This is a genomic window from Pseudoalteromonas sp. SWN29, from assembly GCF_015864465.1.
Taxonomy (GTDB): Bacteria; Pseudomonadota; Gammaproteobacteria; order Enterobacterales; family Alteromonadaceae; genus Pseudoalteromonas.
In genome coordinates, this window is record NZ_JADYXE010000003.1 from 84807 (window position 1) to 103470 (window position 18664).

Genomic DNA, 18664 nt, shown 5'->3' on the forward strand with positions numbered 1-18664 from the left:
GGATGTTCAAAGCAGAGTAAATGAATTTTAAGTTAGTTAATTGAGCAGCTAAATATCTTTAACTGCTCACTTTTAAATAGATAGTGGTTTTATATCAGTTTTTAATGATTAAAAAGTAGCAATTACTTTTACTTTATCACTAACTTTCGAACTATCAATATAGCCAATAGCGTCGTTATTTGCAGCAACAAAATCAATAACAGCTTGGTCAGATGCAAGCTTTTCAGGAGGTGTACCTTTACCTGTAAATATCAGTTTAGACCAATATGCGTTTAACTGACTACTAGACTTACCGACTACTTTATCGTTAAATTCATCAGTCACCGAAGTGCCATCTTGATTTACTGGGTTAACTTTATCGCCATTACTAAATGACTTGCTTTTTCCCAAATAAATCTTTTTTATTGTGTCAGCATCTACAGAGCTAACGTTGCTTGGATTAATAATCACAGCAACTTCTGCGAATACATTAATTGAACACAATGAAAGTGCACTAACTAAAATTAATTTTTTCATCATAAGCTCCAATTAAAATACCAAGTCTATGCCAACAGCTACAACATCAGTTTCTGTATCAGTTACATCATCCTCAAAACGACTAAAGTCGATTTTGAATGCAGCTGAAGGGTGGAAATCATAACGTGTACCAATTGTATATACATTACTTTGCGCACGAAGCCCATCAAGAGCACCATTCACAGCCGAATTTAAGCTTGGTATTGACTCAATAGTATTAAAACGTGATGAGTCATGCTTGTCATCATTATCTTCATATGTAAAATGAACAATTACACTGTCAATACGATAACCAACGGATGCATAATACTGTGACTGTTTTGGTAGTATACTGTCTTCAACCTCAAATTGTGTATATTCGGCATCAAACAAAAAGTTTTCATAATCAATAGAAAAACCAACGCCAACGAAGGTTGTTTTATCTTCATCAGTGATAAGATCATTCGCCGTATCAGTTAAGCCATTATCTGATAATGCACCAGCAAGCCCTAAAAGGCCGCTATCCTCTGATGAGATACTCGTATCCGCAACCATATATGCTACACGAGCACTAAACCAGTCATAAGATAGGTTCCAGTTTACGCCGCCAAAGTTATTTAATTCAGCCGGTAACTCTGTACCGAATACATCAATATCACCATCGAATGCACCGTAAAAACCTTGAAGCGTAGAATCCCAATCACCTAATTGTGAGCTGTAAACTAAACTAAGACCTTCGTAAGTTGAAAATGGGATACCGTATACTGATTTTGGCGGACGTACCCAACGATATGCATAGCCTACATCTAAAAAGTCAGAGTATTTGTAAAATGGAGCGCGCATTTTACCCGCACTTAGCTGCAGTTCATCTGAAAATTCGTATGTAATATACGCCCATTCAAACTCTGCATCGAAGTCGTTTTCGCCTCGAGCTACAATTTGAGCTGTTGCAGTAAGTTTCTCTTGTAGGTCTGCAGAGAGCTGTAATGCAAAAACACTTTCATTTTTAAATGTAATATCATCATCATAACCGTACAAAGTACTGTCACTATCCAGACTTTTACCACCGATAATTGATGCAAAACCATTAATTCGCACTTCAGCACTAGCATAGCTAGATGCCAAAGCTGCACATATTGCTACTGCTACAGATAGCTTTTTCATATGTATTTCCTATTTGTTGATTCCATGAATATTATAGAGTCGATATCAATAATTATCTAATAAATTTAGCGTGTTAGTGAAAATAAATGAAAGCCATCAGATTTATGTGAATTTACATTTGTAAATATATTTATTTATTGGTGTGTTTTTTTAATTAAACGCGGTGATAAATTCATATGAAAATAATGAATAATATTTAGATGACTATGGTTGTGTATATTGCTTATTTAAATTTTGTTTACTTATTTGCAATTGGTTTGTAAACAGTAAGCGCTTTGTTGAAAAGCCCTACGGCTTAGCTTGAACAAAAGATAGAGGAGCTTGCAGCTGTTTATTTAGCTTGGCACGTAAAGTTATAGCACCGAGCACCATTACTTTTTTATAAACAAATATCAACAGTGTTATTTTTATATTTTGCTTAATATTTAACTGTCTTAGCGAGTTGCTCAAGAAAAATAGGGATAATAAATGAGCATGTTTGGTTTTTATTATATTGCTTTGCAATAAATGCATATAGTAACGATGAAGTAGGTTTAACTCTGTTGGGTCATATCTCACCAGTGTGCGGCTTTACTACACAAAATAATAATCTTCAGTTTTCTTCAGATGGCCTCGGGAGTATAACTCTAGGACCTAGTGCAGTGCTTGCTGAATATCTAAATGCTTGTGGTGCGAGGCAACTGCTTTGTACGATAAGTAATAACAATACTTGGCAATTATTTCATTTATTAAGAAATGGTTAGGGGAAAGGTATAATTTCTACTTGCAGTATTATTATTCGAAAAGTGGATTTTTAACATTGACTCTCACAAAAGGTACTGATTATAAAGTTTATTTTATCTACTTTTAAAACAATTTTTAGTGAGGTCGATATCAATGTTGTTGATTTATGATAATTCACTTAAAGCTAATAATGCTTAAATTATTTTTATTCTTCATGCCATTATTTAAATTATTTTATACATTTATTCACAATTCTGTCATATAATACCCATCCAGAGGAAAGATGCTATTTAGCGTCTTTTTTTATGCCTAAAATTTATATTATCAATATAAAAGCATAACTAAAATCACACGGTATCCTTTGGAGAATATTTTGAAATTACGTAACCTCTCACAACTAAGCTTAGCAATTCTTGCTGGACTCACTACCTCTGTAAACGCCGAAGAAACTAAAACAACAGCTAAACAAGATGCTTTTGAAAAGATAGAAGTCACAGCTCGTAAACGCATAGAGAGCCTGTTTGAATCTCCAACCGCTATCACTTCAATTGGTGCAAATCTAATTGATAAAGCCAATATGAGTAACCTCGAAGATATTGGTAAATATGTTCCAAACTTAAATATTACCCGCTATGGGGTGGGTAACTCTGCGCATGCATCTGTATTTATTCGTGGTATTGGTTTGCAAGATCATATTATCACTACCGATCCTGGTGTAGGTGTTTATCTTGACGGTGTGTACTTAGGTCGTCAAATGGGTTCTAACTTATCATTACCTAATGTTGAGCGTGTTGAAGTGCTTCGCGGCCCCCAAGGTACTTTATATGGCCGTAATACATTAGGTGGTGCTGTAAATGTAATTACAAAGCAGCCTGGTGATGAAGGTATTGTTACTACTACAGCAAAGTTGGGTAGTCGTGGACGTATTGCTGGCGATGTTTATTTTAATAATTCACTAACAGATGATGTAAGTATGTCTGCAAGTGCATCTTATAAAACACGTGATGGTGTTGGTGAAGCTGTTAATTTAGCAAATCCAGAGAAAGAAATTGGTGAAGAAGAGGAGTTTAGCGGCCGTGTTGCCCTTAAATGGCAAGCAAATACCGACTTAGCATTCACTTTTTCTTTAGATGGTGTTGATAACGAATCTGGCCAATCGCCTTATACAATTGAACTGACAGACCCACTCGATCCAAATGATGTTTTTAATGGTGATTTCCCATTATTAACTCAAGATTTAATTCCATCAGACCCTGATGATTTAGGTACAACTGTTGCGGGTATTGAATCTACCTCTTACTCAGGTTGGGGCACATCGTTTTCAGCCGATTGGGCAATTAATGATACTTATACCACTAAGTTTATTTCAAGCTACCGTACATCTGAATACGAAGGTGGCCTAGATGATGATGCATCACCTTTAAACTTGTCTGAGTTTCCAGAGGAGGGCGGTGCTGATCAGTACTCTTTTGAAGTTCAGTTAAATGCGACATTCGATAATATGGACTTTGTATCTGGTCTTTACTTTTTTAATGAAGATGGTTTTACACGTTCAGGCCCGTTTGTATTTAGCCCATTTAATACACCTAATGGCTTGTTGAATGATGGTGTAACAGAATCATTTGGCGGTTACGGCGAATTTGAAATTAACCAAGAAACTAATTCGTATGCAGCATATATAAATGCCAGCTACGATTTAACTGACGATTTAACGGTTGGTGGTGGTCTTCGTTATTCAAAAGATAAGAAAGATGCAAATGCTATATTCCCATCATTTCCAACTCGTAAATATGTAAGTGCAGATTTTGATGCGGTTACGTGGGATGTAAATGCATCTTATCAGCTTAGCAATAATATGAATGTGTATGGCCAGATTCAAAAAGGCTATCAAACAGGTGGTTTTCCACCGCGTCCATTTGGTGGACCAGATCAATTTGTATCGTTTGACGAAACAAAAGCGATTAACTACGAAATGGGCTTAAAAGGCCAAGTACACGAAAATGTATCTATGATGCTTGCGGTATTTGTGACTGATTACACCGATTTAGCATTACCGTTTTCAGATCCAACTGCGGGTGGTGGCTTTGTAACAATTGTAGAAAATGCGGGTCAGTCTAAAGCGCAAGGTATTGAGCTTGAAACAACCGTTGCTATTACTGATGACTTTACTATTCGCAGTGCAGTGGGTTATTTAGATTCTGAAATAACAGAAGTGGCTGAGGGCGTACAAGGCATAGGTAAAGGCGATTCACCTGCACTTACACCACGCTGGACTGTCATGGTTGCACCTTCTTACTTTATGGATTTAGATAGTGGCGCAACACTTGCGTTTAATGCTAACTATTCGTATCGCAGTGAAATGCAAGGTCAATCAGTTTACAACCAAAGTGAGACTATTGATTCTCGTGAACTAGTTGGTTTTAATATTTCGTACACTAACCCATATGGCGATATGGAAGTTACATTATATGGTGAAAACGTTCTAAACGAAGTTTACGATGTTGGTCGCCTACAACAATCAGGTTTTGTTGGTGTAATGCGCAGTAATGACCGCAGTGAATTTGGTTTGAAATTCAAAAAAGATTTTGAGCTATAAATTAAAATCAAGTAAATAAAATTCAATGCAATTGAAGTTTATTTTCTATATTAAAGGCCGACTCATCTTGTGATTCGGCCTTACTATATTCAATAGTAAAATTATTATCTGCATAGTTTAAATCTCTAATTTAAATCCCTAATTTTAATTGCTGATTTAAAACAATCCACATCCCCATTTTTGAATGTTTGTATTAACTAAAATGCGCCTTTTTAGTTTGTGTAAAGGCTAGGTTGTTCGCTACAATGGCGCCTCTTAATTGCCAAACGGACTCTGTAATGAAAATTCTTGCCGATCAAAATATGCCTTTAGTTGAGCAGTACTTTGCAGACTTTGGTGAGGTTGAGCGTTTTGATGGTCGTAAATTAACACCTGAAAAATTAGTTGATGTAGATGTCCTTCTTACTCGTTCAGTGACTAATGTTAATCATGAACTATTAGCACAAGCTAACAAGTTGAGCTTTGTAGGCACTGCCACAATAGGTATTGACCATGTTGATACACAATTACTGCATGATAGAAATATTGCTTTTACCAGTGCACCTGGTTGTAATGCCATTGCTGTAGCTGAATATGTCATTAGTAGCTTATTTGCATTAAGCCAAGAAAATGCGCGCCCATTGTGTGGTCAAACAATTGGTATTGTAGGAATGGGTAACATTGGCACATGTTTGTCGCAAAAATTAAAAGCATTAAATGTCGACGTACTGCTGTGCGATCCAATTAAGCACGAACAGGGCTTACTACAAGAGCATGTAGCGCTTGATGAGTTATTAGCGCAATCAGATGTTGTTACTTTTCATGTTCCACTTATTAAAAGTGGTGAGCACAAAACGCTGCACATGATGAATAAAGAGCGATTAAAAGCACTTAAGCCAGGACTCACGCTAATTAATGCAAGCCGAGGCGATGTAATTGATAATCAAGCATTGCTTGAGGTAATGGAAGCTGGGGCTGATCTAGATTTAGTGCTTGATGTATGGGAAAAAGAGCCCAATATTCTAACTGAATTACTAGAACATGTTCGTTATGCTAGTGTACATATTGCAGGGCATACACTTGAGGGGAAAGCACGAGGTACACAAATGTTGTATCAAAAATTGTGTGACCTAAAAGGTGTAGAGGTGAGTAAATCGTTGGATGATTTTTTACCAATACCTGCTATTACACATGCAACTGTTACGCAAAGCCTAAGCGAGCAAGATATTGCCCGTTTGGTGCATTTAATTTATGACGTACGCCGCGATGACGGAATTTTACTTCGTCATTTAGAAGGTGAGGGCTTTGATAGTTTACGTAAAAACTATCCGGTAAGGCGAGAATTTAGCACCTTATTCCTACAAGGTGATAGCCCACAACTAGCAGCACTTAGTCAACTTGGCTTTAGCATAGCTAAATAATTATTTAACTAACGATGTTGTTTTAATGTCGTTTATAGAGGAAGAAATATGTCGCAAAAATATAACGTTGCCGTACTTGGCGCTACTGGTTTAGTAGGCCGTCAAATCATTGAAACGCTAGCAGATCGTAAGTTCCCTGTAGATCAGCTTTTTTTACTTGCGAGCAGCCGCAGCGCAGGTGAAGACATAAAGTTTTGTGGTGAGACTATTGAAGTACTTGACGTTGAAGGCTTTGATTTTAGCCAAGCGCATATTGGCTTTTTCTCTGCAGGTGGCAGTGTGTCAGAAAAGTACGCACCGATTGCCGCTGATGCCGGATGTATTGTAATCGATAATACATCGCACTTTAGAAATGACTTCGAAATTCCTTTAGTCGTGCCAGAAGTTAATGCTTCAAGTCTAGCTGATTTTAGAAACCGTAATATTATTGCTAACCCTAACTGTTCAACTATTCAGATGATGTTAGCACTTAAGCCAATTTATGATGCGTACGGAATAGACCGTATAAATGTATCTACTTACCAAGCTGTATCGGGTGCAGGTAAAGAGGCGGTTGATGAACTTGCAAAGCAAACAGCTAATTTAATGAATGCACGCCCTGTAGATCATAAAGTATTTCCAAAACAAATTGCATTTAACGTTATTCCTCAAATTGATAGCTTTGAAGATAATGGCTATACACGCGAAGAAATGAAAATGGTAAATGAAACTCATAAAATTTTGGGTGATACCACTATTGCAGTAAATCCTACATGTGTACGTGTTCCCGTGTTTTTTGGTCACTCAGAATCAATTAATATTGAAACGCGCATGCCTTATGACTTTGAACACGTTAAGCAACTTTTAAAAGACGCGCCTGGTGTCGAGCTAATTGATGATGAAGGTGATTACCCTACAGCAGTGTCTGACGCTAGTGGTAACGATACTGTTTATATAGGCCGATTACGTGCTGATATTTCTCATCCTCATGGATTAAACATGTGGGTTGTAAGTGATAACACTCGCAAAGGTGCTGCAACTAACAGTATTCAAATTGCAGAAGAGCTTATTGCTAATTACATGTAATAGTTAATAGCGCTAAACACACATTCGAAGCGGTAAACATTATTTGTTTGCCGCTTTTTATTTATAGAGCTTGTCAATTTTTTGCCGTTTATTTTTAAAAGTATAAAAACTGATTGATAACACTCAATAAATTAATATTTATAAAGATGTTTTAAGGCATTTATTTTCAAGGTGTTGCGATGGATATTAAGCCTTAACTGGTTTATAGTTTGTAATTGGAATAGAGCTTGCAATAAAAATAGATTGTAATAATAAATGCGAGTCAGTCATTTGGCTGATAACAGCAATAATCAACACTATTTATGCACTTAAGCTTTAAGTGTTTTGTTAATATTTAAATATTAAAGGATCAGCATGCGCGGTTTAGTTACACTTATTATATTAGCGTCTGCATTGATAGTAACGCCAGTTTACTCTCAAGACAGTACCCAATTAAAGGGGCCTAAAGGCGTTGACTATGGTGCGCAAGGGCGATCTATTGGGCCAATTAAACCAACAGACACACTTTGGCGTATAGCGGCTAAAGTGCGCCCAGATAACTCCGTCAGCATTTATCAAGTTATGCAGGCCTTGTATAACAAAAACCCCAACTCATTTTTAGAACAAAATCTTAATCATATTCAAAATGGTGCCTATTTAAAAATCCCTACTTTAGCCGAAATAAAAGGTGTAAATACACAGCTTGCAAAACAACGCTCAGAGCAAGATGATGCATTATGGGAAAAGAAAAAAAATGGCACACTTACGCAAAGCGAAATTACCTCAGCACAAACAAAAGTAACCCAAGCTCGTAAAGTCGACGTAGACGATGCCAAAAAAGAGATACAGAAAGAATTAAATGAAATAAAAACAGAGCAAAGTACTAAGCTGGTTGAGTTACAACAACAATTTAAAAATTCTGTAAGCAATGTAGAAGAAATTTTAGTTGAGAATAATAATCTTAAAAAACAATTATCAGGTATTTCAAACGAACTTGAAAACTTACGCTTACAGTTAGGACAAGACAGTGAAATTCAAAATCAATTAAAAGAACTAATTGTTAAGCAAAACGAGATTATTGCACAGCAAAAAAAACAAGAGATAGTACCAAAAGAATCGTTTGATTTAAGCTCATTATTTTCAAATCCGATAGTGCTGGGTTTATTAATGTTTATTCCTGGGCTACTGATTATTTTTGCAATTGTTATGTTTTTACGCAAACGAGCAAATAAGCAAGACGAGCCACAAAACGATGATGACTTTTTACCACAAACCCCAATTTACACTGGCGATGATGATTTAGGCCCAAGTTTAAATGACGATCCAATTGTACCCGACCCTTTAGATGACTTGAGTGTTCAACTTGATGATAATCTCGAAAATGATATGTTGCCTGATGATGATTTAGATGACGGCCTAGATGATTTTTCAGGTGGTGAGAATTTACTCGATCAGGATGAGCTTGAAAGTCTACTAAGTGATGACATTGTTTTTGATGATGAAAATACCGATGACGATGATGAACTCGATATTTTTATGCAGCAAGGGTTTGATCAACCTTCAGATGAAAACACTGAAGATATTGATTTAGACTTATCTGATGACTCAATAAACAATGATGAAATTCTAACTAATGACGATTTAGATAGCTTGTTTGATGAAGACGATAGTCTACCTGAGTTTGATGCACAGCAAACAAGCGAAGCTTTAGAGGATGATAGTTTAGAATCCCATGATGAAATGGCGGCTTTAAGTGAAGAGCTTGCAGCGGATGATGATTTTGATATAGATGAATTATTAGATCAAACATCAACTAAGTTAGAGACTCCAAATGACTCTTCAGCTGAACCGGATACAGGTGATGACTTTGACTTAGACGATATAGATAGCCTAATTGATGAAGCGAATGAACCAAAAGCTGATGTGGTTGAAAATTCATTAGAAAGTGAGTTGCTTGATGAAGATGAGCTTGTAGATGAAAGCGACGACTTTGATTTAGACGATATAGATAGCCTAATTGATGAATCAAAAGCTGATGTGGTTGAAAATTCATTAGAAAGTGAGTTGCTTGATGAAGATGAGCTTGTAGATGAAAGCGACGACTTTGATTTAGACGATATAGATAGCCTAATTGATGAATCAAAAGCTGATGTGGTTGAAAATTCATTAGAAAGTGAGTTGCTTGATGAAGATGAGCTTGTAGATGAAAGCGACGACTTTGATTTAGACGATATAGATAGCCTAATTGATGAATCAAAAGCTGATGTGGTTGAAGATGAGCTTGTAGATGAAAGCGACGACTTTGATTTAGACGATATAGATAGCTTAATTGATGAAGCCGTGGTGGATACTGCAGATAACTCATTAGTTGAAGAAACTGATGATTTTGATTTAGACGACATAGACAGCTTAATTGATGAGGCAGCGGTTGATACTGCAGATAACTCATTAGTTGAAGAAACCGATGACTTCGATTTAGACGATATAGATAGCTTAATTGATGACGCGAATGAGTCAAAAAGCGATGTGATTGAAGACTCATTAGATGGTGAGTTACTCGATGAAGACGAGCTTGTAGATGAAACTGACGACTTCGATTTAGACGACATAGACAGCTTGATTGATGATCAATTAAAAAATTCAGATGTAAGAGATTCAGAAATTGATAATGCATTAGCAGACTCAGTTGAGGATTTAGCAGATGCTCAAGAAGAATTAAATGTTGATGATATTGAGTCGCTCGCTTCATCTTTAAATGAAGAGCCTGAACTTGAAGAAGCGCCTGAGCTTGAAGAAGAGCCTAAGCTTGAAGAAGAGCCTGAGCTTGAAGAAGAGCCAGAGATTGCAGAAGTGCTTGAGGTTGCAGAAGAACCTGAGCTTGACGATGAGCCAGAGCTTGAAAAAGAGCCAGAGCTTGACGATGTGCCAGATCTTGAAGAAGAACCCGAGCTTGAAGAAGAACCCGAGCTTGAAGAAGAGCCTGAGCTTGAAGAAGAGCCTAAGCTTGAAGAAGAGCCAGAGCTTGAAGAAGAGCCAGAGCTTGAAGAAGATCCAGAGCTTGAAAAAGAGCCCGAGCTTGACGATGAGCCTGAACTTGTAGATGTATCGATTGATGATTTTTCAGATACATCAGAAACGCTTTTAGATCCTGAAGATGCCCTTGAAGAATATACAGATGATACGTTAAAGAGTGTTGATGATCTTTTAAACGAGCTACAACAAGCTACAGATGATGACTATGTTGAAACACCTGATTGGTCTTTAGATGAACTTGATGATGATATTGAAGAAATAGAAGTTGACCTTGGTGATGATCCACTAGCGAGCGACGATGACTCAGATCTTACAGAGACTGAAGACCAACTTGATAGCGAACTTGTAACGCCAAGTGAAGAGTTAGATGAATACCCAGAACTTGAATTAGACGATGCTCAATCATTATTAGAGAGTGAGTCTTTATTTGAGTCGCAAGAGCTTAAAGACGATGCATCGGATGATAAAAATGCTGTAGCACCAAGTCAAACAGAGAAAGATCTCGCCAATGCGCTTATGGCAGATTCTGACTTAGATAGCCTAGAAGATGATTTTGATGATGAACTATTAATTGATAATGACTTTTCTGAATTAGAAGATGAATCGCTTGATGATGATCTACTTCAAGATATTAATGATGATATTGAACCTGTTGAATCACCAAGTATGGAAGAGGACACTAAACCTCTAAACCTTGATGAAGTTCAAGAAACATTAGAAGGTGAGTTGCCATTTACCCCTGAAGAATTACAAAGGGATGATTTAGATGGCGAGGCACCGGGAATAGCTTCTAGTCAGGCTGAGCAAGATTTAGCAAATGCGCTTATGACAGATGCTGGTTTAGATAATTTTAAAGATAGTTTAGAAGATGGTTTTGATGATGAACTATTAATTGATAATAACTTCTCTGAATTAGAAGCTGAGATTGTAGACGAATCGCTTGATGATGATTTACTTCAAAATATTAATGATGGAATTGAACCTGTAGAATCAGCAAGTATAGAAGAGGACACTAAACCTCTTAACCTTGATGAAGTTCAAGAAACATTAGAAAGTGAGCTGCCATTTACCCCTGAAGAATTACAAGGGGATGATTTAGATGGCGAGGCACCGGGAATAGCTTCTAGTCAGGCTGAGCAAGATTTAGCAAATTCGCTTATGGCAGATGCTGGTTTAGATAATTTTAAAGATAGCTTAGAAGACGATTTTGACGATGAAATTTTAATTGAAAATGATTTTTCTGAATTAGATGCTGATTTTGACGAAGATAGTTTAGAGCAAGCGCTAACTGATGAGTTATCAGACGAATCGCAAGAGCAAACAAATGTAGAGCGTGAAGCACAGTTAACCAGCTTAGATGAAGTGGGTAGCAATGATATTAGCTCTGATGATGAGCTAGATGAAGAGTTTATGTCAAATCTGACGCAAACTGATTTTGATTCATTACTTAGTGAGTTAGCAGAGCCCGAAGAGCTAAATGTTGATGACAGCAGTGAATTTGATGTTGATTTTGATAGCCTATTAAAAGAAGACTTAGAGGCAGATGACTCATTAACTACAAAAGAGTCACTTGTTGAAAGTAGTGATGTTGAGCAACTTGATAATGATGAATTTGTAGATATTGATTCATTATTAGAAGAAAGTGACGATGCTGAACTTGAACACGAACCTTACACCGACGTTAATATGGATGTGGGCTTAAGTGAGTTTGATGCATTACTTGCCGGTGATAATCCAACGGATGTTGATGCTGAAAGTGGTGGCTACTCAGCTAAACTCGATTTAGCGCGTGCTTATATTGAAATCGATGATTTTGATTCTGCGCTTAAAGTCATTGAGGATGTTATTAACAAAGGCCCTGAAGAAGTTCAAGAGGAAGCACTTAGCTTAAAAGCTAAACTAAAATAATTTAAATGTTTATAAAACCCCGTATTTGGCTTAGCTAAATACGGTTTTTTTTTATGTGTATTGGTTTGATTACGACAGGTCTCCTTTTATTGCATCGTTAGATAGCATAAAATGCCTCGTTCATTAGCACAGTAGGTAAAACGGTAATTATGCGAGTAGCACTTGGAGTTGAATACAACGGCGCACGTTATAGTGGTTGGCAGCGTCAATCACATGTAAATAGCGTACAGCAAGAAGTAGAAAAAGCGTTGTCGCGTATTTGTAATCATCCTGTTGAAGTTATATGTGCAGGGCGTACAGATGCGGGTGTGCACGGCACAGGCCAAGTAATACACTTTGAAACGCAAGCCGATCGCGATATGGTCGCATTTACACTCGGTATGAATACGTTAATGCCTAAAGATATTGCTATTCGCTTCGCCCAACCGGTTGCTGATGACTTCCATGCCCGTTTTAGTGCTACAGCTCGTCGTTATCGCTATGTTATTTATAACTCACCTTTACGAGGTGCTGTATTAAATGAGGGCGTTACGCATTTTCATCATCATCTTGATGAAACAAAGATGCAAGAGGCGTGTCAGTACTTAATAGGTAAACACGATTTCACCTCTTTTAGAGCGATACATTGCCAAGCTAATACACCGACAAGAACAATTCATCACCTGTCGGTACAGCGCCAAGGTACTTACGTTATTATTGATATTAAAGCGAATGCGTTTTTACATCACATGGTACGTAATATCACAGGCAGCTTAATGGATGTTGGTTTACATAAACAACAACCTATATGGATAAAAGAACTACTTGATTGTAAAGAACGCGCAAAAGCCAGTGCTACTGCTAAAGCGGCTGGTTTATATTTAGTGGATGTTGACTACCCTGAGCAATTTAATATTCCTCAAACACCATTAGGGCCTTTGTTTTTGCCTGATATAGATGTTTAGCTAGGGTTGTGTCAGTACTTTTTATGAGCACTTTTAACTACTAAGACCAGTTTTTTATACCGCGTTAGTGTAATTCATGTTTTAATTGAAAAAATTTGTCTGCTAATTGCTATTAGCAGGCTCGCGACACAGAACAGTATTAAGAGAGTTGCAAATGAGTTGGCTAGAAAAAATCTTACCTAAAACGACAAAATCATCAGGTCGTAAAGAAATCCCAGAAGGTGTTTGGGCTAAGTGTACATCGTGTGATTCAATTTTATATAAAGCTGAATTAGAAAAGTCATTAAACGTATGTCCTAAGTGTGACCATCACATGCGTGTTAGTGGCCGTAAGCGCCTAGAGCACTTTTTAGATGAAGGCGATCGTCTAGAGCTTGGTACACAACATGAGCCTAAAGACATTCTTAAGTTTAAAGATTCTAAAAAGTACTCTGACCGTATCAGTGCAGCGCAAAAAGCAAGCGGTGAAAAAGATGCACTTGTAGCTATGAAAGGCCGATTAAAAGGTATTCCAGTTGCAGCGGTAGCATTTGAGTTCTCATTTATGGGTGGTTCAATGGCTTCTGTTGTTGGCGCTCGCTTTGTTGATGCTGTTGATCAATGTTTAGAGCATAACATGCCGCTTATTTGTTTTTCTGCATCAGGCGGAGCACGTATGCAAGAAGCGCTTATGTCGCTTATGCAAATGGCTAAAACAAGTGCTGCACTTGCAAAAATGACTGAAAAAGGTCTTCCATTTATTTCAGTAATGACCGACCCAACAATGGGTGGTGTATCTGCATCACTTGCTATGCTGGGTGATATTAATGTTGCTGAACCTAAAGCTTTAATTGGTTTTGCGGGTCCTCGTGTTATAGAACAAACTGTTCGCGAAACATTACCTGAAGGTTTTCAGCGTAGTGAATTTTTGCTAGAACACGGCGCAATTGACATGATTATTGACCGTCGTGAAATGCGCGATACCCTTGCACGCATTTTAGCTAAGTTTATGAACTTGCCTTCTACGGAACAAGAGCATAGAGTAGCGTAAATTTCAGCTTTACTGATTACACGCTATGACAAAAAAAATACCTAGCCAATCATCAAGCCTTGATGATTGGCTTTTTTATTTAGAAAGTGTTCACCCAGCTAACATTGCAATGGGCTTAGAACGCGTTGCTAATGTTGCCAATAATATTGGTCTTTTAAACACACCAAGTAAAATTATTCTTATTGCCGGTACAAACGGTAAGGGCACCACTGCACGTTGCTTAGAGTCACTATTGCTAGCGCAAGGTTTAAGCGTGGGTACTTACGCATCTCCTCATTTAATTCGTTATAACGAGCGTGTACGAGTTAATGGCGAAGAATTGGCAGACCAATTTCATATAGATGCTTTTCACCAGCTTGAGCAAGGTCGCAAAGACACTCCTCTGACTTATTTTGAATATGGTACTTTGGGTGCGTTGGCAATTTTTAAACGCTGCAGCGTCGATTATGTATTGCTAGAGGTTGGTTTAGGTGGGCGCTTTGACGCTACAAATATAGTCACTCCTTATGCAAGCGTGATTACCACTATCGATTTAGACCATAAAGAGTACTTAGGTGATACACGTGAGCTGGTGGCTTATGATAAAGCCGGTATTTTTCGTGAAAACACGGCAGCTATTATTGGTGATTTAAATATTCCTCATACAATGACTGATTACGGCACAAAAATTAATGCCAATATGACGTTGTCCGGCAGTGACTTTATTTTTAAAGAAAATGCTGAGAGCTTTAATTGGCAATATAAAGAACACAACCTAGAAATAGATAAGCCAGCAATACCGTGTCAAAATGCAGCCACTGCGTTAACTGCGCTAAGTGTTTTAAACTTACTACCTAGCGAACAGATAATAAGAAGTTGCTTAGCTAATTTAGTTGTAGAAGGGCGGTTTCAGCAGTTAAGTAGCGAGCCTTTAGTATTTACTGATGTGGCGCATAACCCTGAGTCAGCGCGTTATTTAGCCAATAAGTTATCAAGCTATAAAGATAAAGGCTTTAAAATTCATGCATTAGTCGCTATGCTTGCTGATAAAGATAAAGCGGGTGTACTTAAAGAAATAAGTCATCTGATCGATGAGTGGTCATTAGCAAGTTTGAGTGGCCCACGAGGCGACACTGCAAGTAATTTACAAAATGCGCTGCAGGGTATATCTCATCATAATACTGTTAATAGCTATGATAGCGTGGCACAAGCACTGAGTGTAATTTTACCAAAACAGCAAAGTGATACTATGTTGATTGCATTTGGTTCGTTTTTTACAGTGGCTGACGCTATTAATTACTTTAAAAAATAGAGAGGATGTCGGTGAACTCAAGTTTTATTAATCGCTTAGTCGGAACAAGTATAGTAGTGATCGCAGCAATTGTGTTTATTCCTAATATACTCGATGGCGAAAAAGTGCATTATAAAGAAGGCTTTAAAGCGATTCCAGATCGCCCTGAGTTAAAAACAATCGATCTCCAAGAGTCAATTGATGAAAATATGGCTAATGCTGAGCCGTTAAAGCAAGATGAAATTGAAGATATTCAGGCTGACGATGAAGCATATGAACAGCAAAATGCAATGGATGAGAGTGATTACGCCGTAGAGGATAAAGTTGTTGAAGCAACAATAGAGCCCAAAGCAGCACCCATTGTTAAAGCACCTGTTCAAGCTAAACCAAAACCTATTGCACCGCGTAAAAGTGATGAAAACTTAACGAGCATGGCTTATGTTGTGCAATTGGGTAGCTTTTCTCATGCTGCAAACGTAAAAGCACTGCAGGCTAAGTTAAAAGCCAAGGGCTTTAAGACATTTACCAAACCGATTAAAACACCTAATGGTACATTAACTAAGGTTTTTGTTGGCCCATCTTTGAATAAAAATGAATTACAAAAAAAACTGCCAGAACTTAAAGAGCTTACTAAGTTAAACGGTAAAGTAACTCAGTATGAAGTAGCTAAGTAATTAGCGCTTTTAATAAGAAGTTTATTTTTAGCTTTTAGTAGTATTAGTTTTAAATATTCAGCAAGCATTAGAAAAGCCCCGCCAAGCGGGGTTTTTTAGTTTTTATTACCCGTCTATTAATTATATTTGACCGCCGTATATTAGTATTTTTATATGTTAAATAATTGTATTAATTACATGACAGTTATCTCCCGCTTAAACTTGCATACAAACGATGTTTGGGTATAGAATGCGCCCCAAATTAGCGACTAATTGGTTCTTATGATCTGGGTTGATTACGCCATTATTGGCATCATTGTATTGTCTACCATCATCGGCTTAATACGCGGCTTTGTTAAAGAAGCAATGTCATTAGCGGTATGGGCTGGCGCCTTTATCATCTCTAGCTTATTTTACCAATATTTAGCTTCCTTCCTAACAACCATTTCTGAACCCCTTTTAAGAAATGCGGCGGCCATAGCCATATTATTCTTTGCGACGCTACTGTTAGGCGGTTTACTAAACTATATTTTAGGTGAGCTTGTACATCGTACTGGTTTATCGGGTACCGACCGTGTTTTTGGCATAGTGTTTGGTGCTCTACGAGGCGTGTTGGTCGTGAGCGCGTTACTCTTCTTTCTTGATGCTTTTACTGGTGCACCCAATACGCACTGGTGGGGCAATTCTATTTTGATTCCAGAATTTGGCTTTGTAGTTGAATGGTTCTTTTCGTACCTAGAAAACAACTCGAGCTTTTTAAATTCAGTAAACCGTTAATCGGCGAGGATAAATTACATGTGTGGTATCGTTGGAATAGTCGGAACATCCCCTGTTAATCAGGCGATTTATGATGGCTTAACTGTTTTGCAGCACCGTGGTCAAGATGCCGCGGGTATCATTACCATTGAGAATAATACGTTTAGCTTACGCAAAGCAAATGGCCTTGTGAAAGATGCCTTTCACACTCGTCATATGAAACGACTACAAGGTACAATTGGTCTTGGCCATGTGCGTTATCCTACCGCAGGATCTTCAAGCTCGTCTGAAGCACAACCTTTTTATGTTAACTCACCGTTTGGTATAGCGCTTGCCCATAATGGCAACCTTACTAATGCAGAAGAGTTAAAAGAGCAGTTGTTTTCAGAAGCCCGTCGCCATGTAAATACAACATCAGATTCTGAAATTTTACTTAATATCATGGCTCATGAATTAAGTAAATCTGATAAGTTGCATTTAGACCCAGAAGATATTTTTACAGCAGTAACCGAAGTAAATAATAAAGTAAGCGGTGGCTATGCAACCATTGCAATGATTATTGGCCACGGTATTGTTGCTTTTCGCGACCCTAATGGTATTCGCCCACTTGTATTTGGTAAACGCGAAACCGAAAAAGGTACTGAGTACATGTTTGCCTCAGAAAGCGTTGCGTTGAAACCGGATGGGTTTGAGTTTATTCGCGATGTAGCACCTGGCGAAGCAATATATGTAACTGAAGATGGTGAATTCCATTCACTTAGTTGTGCAGAGAAAGCATCTTATTCACCGTGTATTTTTGAATTTGTTTATTTTGCTCGACCTGATTCAACTATCGACCGTATGTCTGTTTATGCAACACGCGTAAACATGGGGACTAAACTAGGTGAAAAAATTGCACGCGAATGGGCTGATAAAGACATTGATGTAGTTATCCCAATCCCAGAAACGTCATGTGATGTAGCACTGGAAATTGCACGTGTGCTTGATTTACCGTATCGCCAAGGTTTTGTTAAAAACCGTTATATTGGTCGTACATTTATCATGCCTGGCCAAGAGATGCGTAAAAAATCAGTGCGTCAAAAGCTAAACGCAATTGATCGTGAGTTTAAAGGTAAAAACGTATTATTAGTTGATGACTCAATTGTTCGTGGCACAACATCAGCACAAATCGTTGAAATGGCCCGAGAGTCTGGCGCTAAAAACGTTTACTTTGCATCAGCAGCACCTGAAATACGCTTCCCTAATGTGTACGGTATTGATATGCCTTCAGCGGCTGAGCTTATTGCTCACGGACGTGAAGTAGAAGATATTAATGCAAGTATTGGTTCTGACGGTTTAATCTTTCAATCGTTAAAAGATTTAATTGCTGCGGTTAGCCAAGAAAATCCTGAAATTACTAAGTTTGAAACTTCAGTATTTGATGGCCAATATATTACTGGCGATATTGATCAAAACTATTTAAACCGTATTGATAAGCTACGTAACGATTCAGCAAAAAGTACCCGCGAAAGTGCGATGTCTTCAGGTTTAGAAATACACAACCAAGACGAAAACGAAGCTGATTAATAGTTAGTTAATAAAAAGTCGTTAGACAAAAAAAAGGAGCTAATTAGCTCCTTTTTTGCGAAGGAAAGAAAGGGAACATTTC

At 37.7% G+C, this 18664-nt stretch carries 12 protein-coding genes; 10 read left to right on the top strand and 2 right to left on the bottom strand.

All coding sequences use genetic code 11. The annotated features are described in order from the left end of the window. Positions 1–108: 108 nt before the first annotated feature. Both I6F53_RS01860 and I6F53_RS01865 read right to left on the bottom strand, forming a co-directional pair. Positions 109–516, bottom strand: coding sequence for a phosphate ABC transporter substrate-binding protein (locus I6F53_RS01860; RefSeq protein ID WP_197238294.1), 408 nt, complete (start codon positions 514–516; stop codon positions 109–111). A gap of 12 nt (positions 517–528) precedes the next feature. After that, positions 529–1659, bottom strand: a complete 1131-nt coding sequence (locus I6F53_RS01865) for a porin (RefSeq protein ID WP_197238295.1) — start codon at positions 1657–1659, stop codon at positions 529–531. A gap of 1096 nt (positions 1660–2755) precedes the next feature. Between I6F53_RS01865 and I6F53_RS01870 the strand changes: the two genes are divergently transcribed. The 10 genes from I6F53_RS01870 (at position 2756) to purF (ending at position 18582) form a co-directional block, all read left to right on the top strand. Beyond that, the gene (locus tag I6F53_RS01870; RefSeq protein WP_197238296.1) at positions 2756–4978 is read left to right on the top strand and encodes a TonB-dependent receptor; all 2223 of its coding nucleotides are present in this window, start codon (positions 2756–2758) and stop codon (positions 4976–4978) included. A gap of 278 nt (positions 4979–5256) precedes the next feature. Beyond that, a complete protein-coding gene (locus tag I6F53_RS01875; protein WP_197238297.1) occupies positions 5257–6378 on the top strand; it encodes a 4-phosphoerythronate dehydrogenase in 1122 nt (373 codons plus the stop codon). Between the two features lie 48 nt (positions 6379–6426). After that, entirely contained in the window at positions 6427–7443 is a 1017-nt protein-coding gene (locus I6F53_RS01880) for an aspartate-semialdehyde dehydrogenase (protein ID WP_197238298.1), read from the top strand. A gap of 354 nt (positions 7444–7797) precedes the next feature. Beyond that, positions 7798–12363 (top strand): FimV/HubP family polar landmark protein, encoded by a 4566-nt coding sequence (locus I6F53_RS01885; protein WP_197238299.1) that lies wholly within the window; start codon positions 7798–7800, stop codon positions 12361–12363. A gap of 149 nt (positions 12364–12512) precedes the next feature. Further along, on the top strand, positions 12513–13307 hold the full coding sequence (truA, locus tag I6F53_RS01890) for a tRNA pseudouridine(38-40) synthase TruA (protein WP_166421495.1): 795 nt from the start codon (positions 12513–12515) through the stop codon (positions 13305–13307). Positions 13308–13461: 154 nt separating this feature from the next. Continuing rightward, positions 13462–14337 carry an acetyl-CoA carboxylase, carboxyltransferase subunit beta gene (accD, locus tag I6F53_RS01895; protein ID WP_149591815.1) on the top strand — a complete coding sequence of 292 codons (876 nt, stop codon included), beginning with the start codon at positions 13462–13464 and terminating at the stop codon, positions 14335–14337. Between the two features lie 25 nt (positions 14338–14362). Next, a complete protein-coding gene (gene folC / locus I6F53_RS01900; RefSeq protein WP_197238300.1) occupies positions 14363–15628 on the top strand; it encodes a bifunctional tetrahydrofolate synthase/dihydrofolate synthase in 1266 nt (421 codons plus the stop codon). 11 nt (positions 15629–15639) lie between these two features. Next, complete coding sequence (locus tag I6F53_RS01905) at positions 15640–16281, top strand: SPOR domain-containing protein (RefSeq protein ID WP_197238301.1); 642 nt, start codon at positions 15640–15642, stop codon at positions 16279–16281. A gap of 261 nt (positions 16282–16542) precedes the next feature. After that, positions 16543–17037, top strand: coding sequence for a CvpA family protein (locus I6F53_RS01910; RefSeq protein WP_002958356.1), 495 nt, complete (start codon positions 16543–16545; stop codon positions 17035–17037). Between the two features lie 18 nt (positions 17038–17055). Continuing rightward, positions 17056–18582: an amidophosphoribosyltransferase gene (gene purF, locus I6F53_RS01915; protein WP_197238302.1), complete on the top strand. Its 1527-nt coding sequence runs from the start codon at positions 17056–17058 to the stop codon at positions 18580–18582. The last annotated feature ends 82 nt before the right edge of the window (positions 18583–18664 follow it).

Coding starts and splice junctions, on each gene's coding strand:
- I6F53_RS01860 (WP_197238294.1), bottom strand. CDS start 516: ATGAAAAAATTAATTTTAGTTAGTGCACTTTCATTGTGTTCAATTAAT.
- I6F53_RS01865 (WP_197238295.1), bottom strand. CDS start 1,659: ATGAAAAAGCTATCTGTAGCAGTAGCAATATGTGCAGCTTTGGCATCT.
- I6F53_RS01875 (WP_197238297.1), top strand. CDS start 5,257: ATGAAAATTCTTGCCGATCAAAATATGCCTTTAGTTGAGCAGTACTTT.
- I6F53_RS01880 (WP_197238298.1), top strand. CDS start 6,427: ATGTCGCAAAAATATAACGTTGCCGTACTTGGCGCTACTGGTTTAGTA.
- I6F53_RS01885 (WP_197238299.1), top strand. CDS start 7,798: ATGCGCGGTTTAGTTACACTTATTATATTAGCGTCTGCATTGATAGTA.
- truA (WP_166421495.1), top strand. CDS start 12,513: ATGCGAGTAGCACTTGGAGTTGAATACAACGGCGCACGTTATAGTGGT.
- accD (WP_149591815.1), top strand. CDS start 13,462: ATGAGTTGGCTAGAAAAAATCTTACCTAAAACGACAAAATCATCAGGT.
- folC (WP_197238300.1), top strand. CDS start 14,363: ATGACAAAAAAAATACCTAGCCAATCATCAAGCCTTGATGATTGGCTT.
- I6F53_RS01910 (WP_002958356.1), top strand. CDS start 16,543: ATGATCTGGGTTGATTACGCCATTATTGGCATCATTGTATTGTCTACC.
- purF (WP_197238302.1), top strand. CDS start 17,056: ATGTGTGGTATCGTTGGAATAGTCGGAACATCCCCTGTTAATCAGGCG.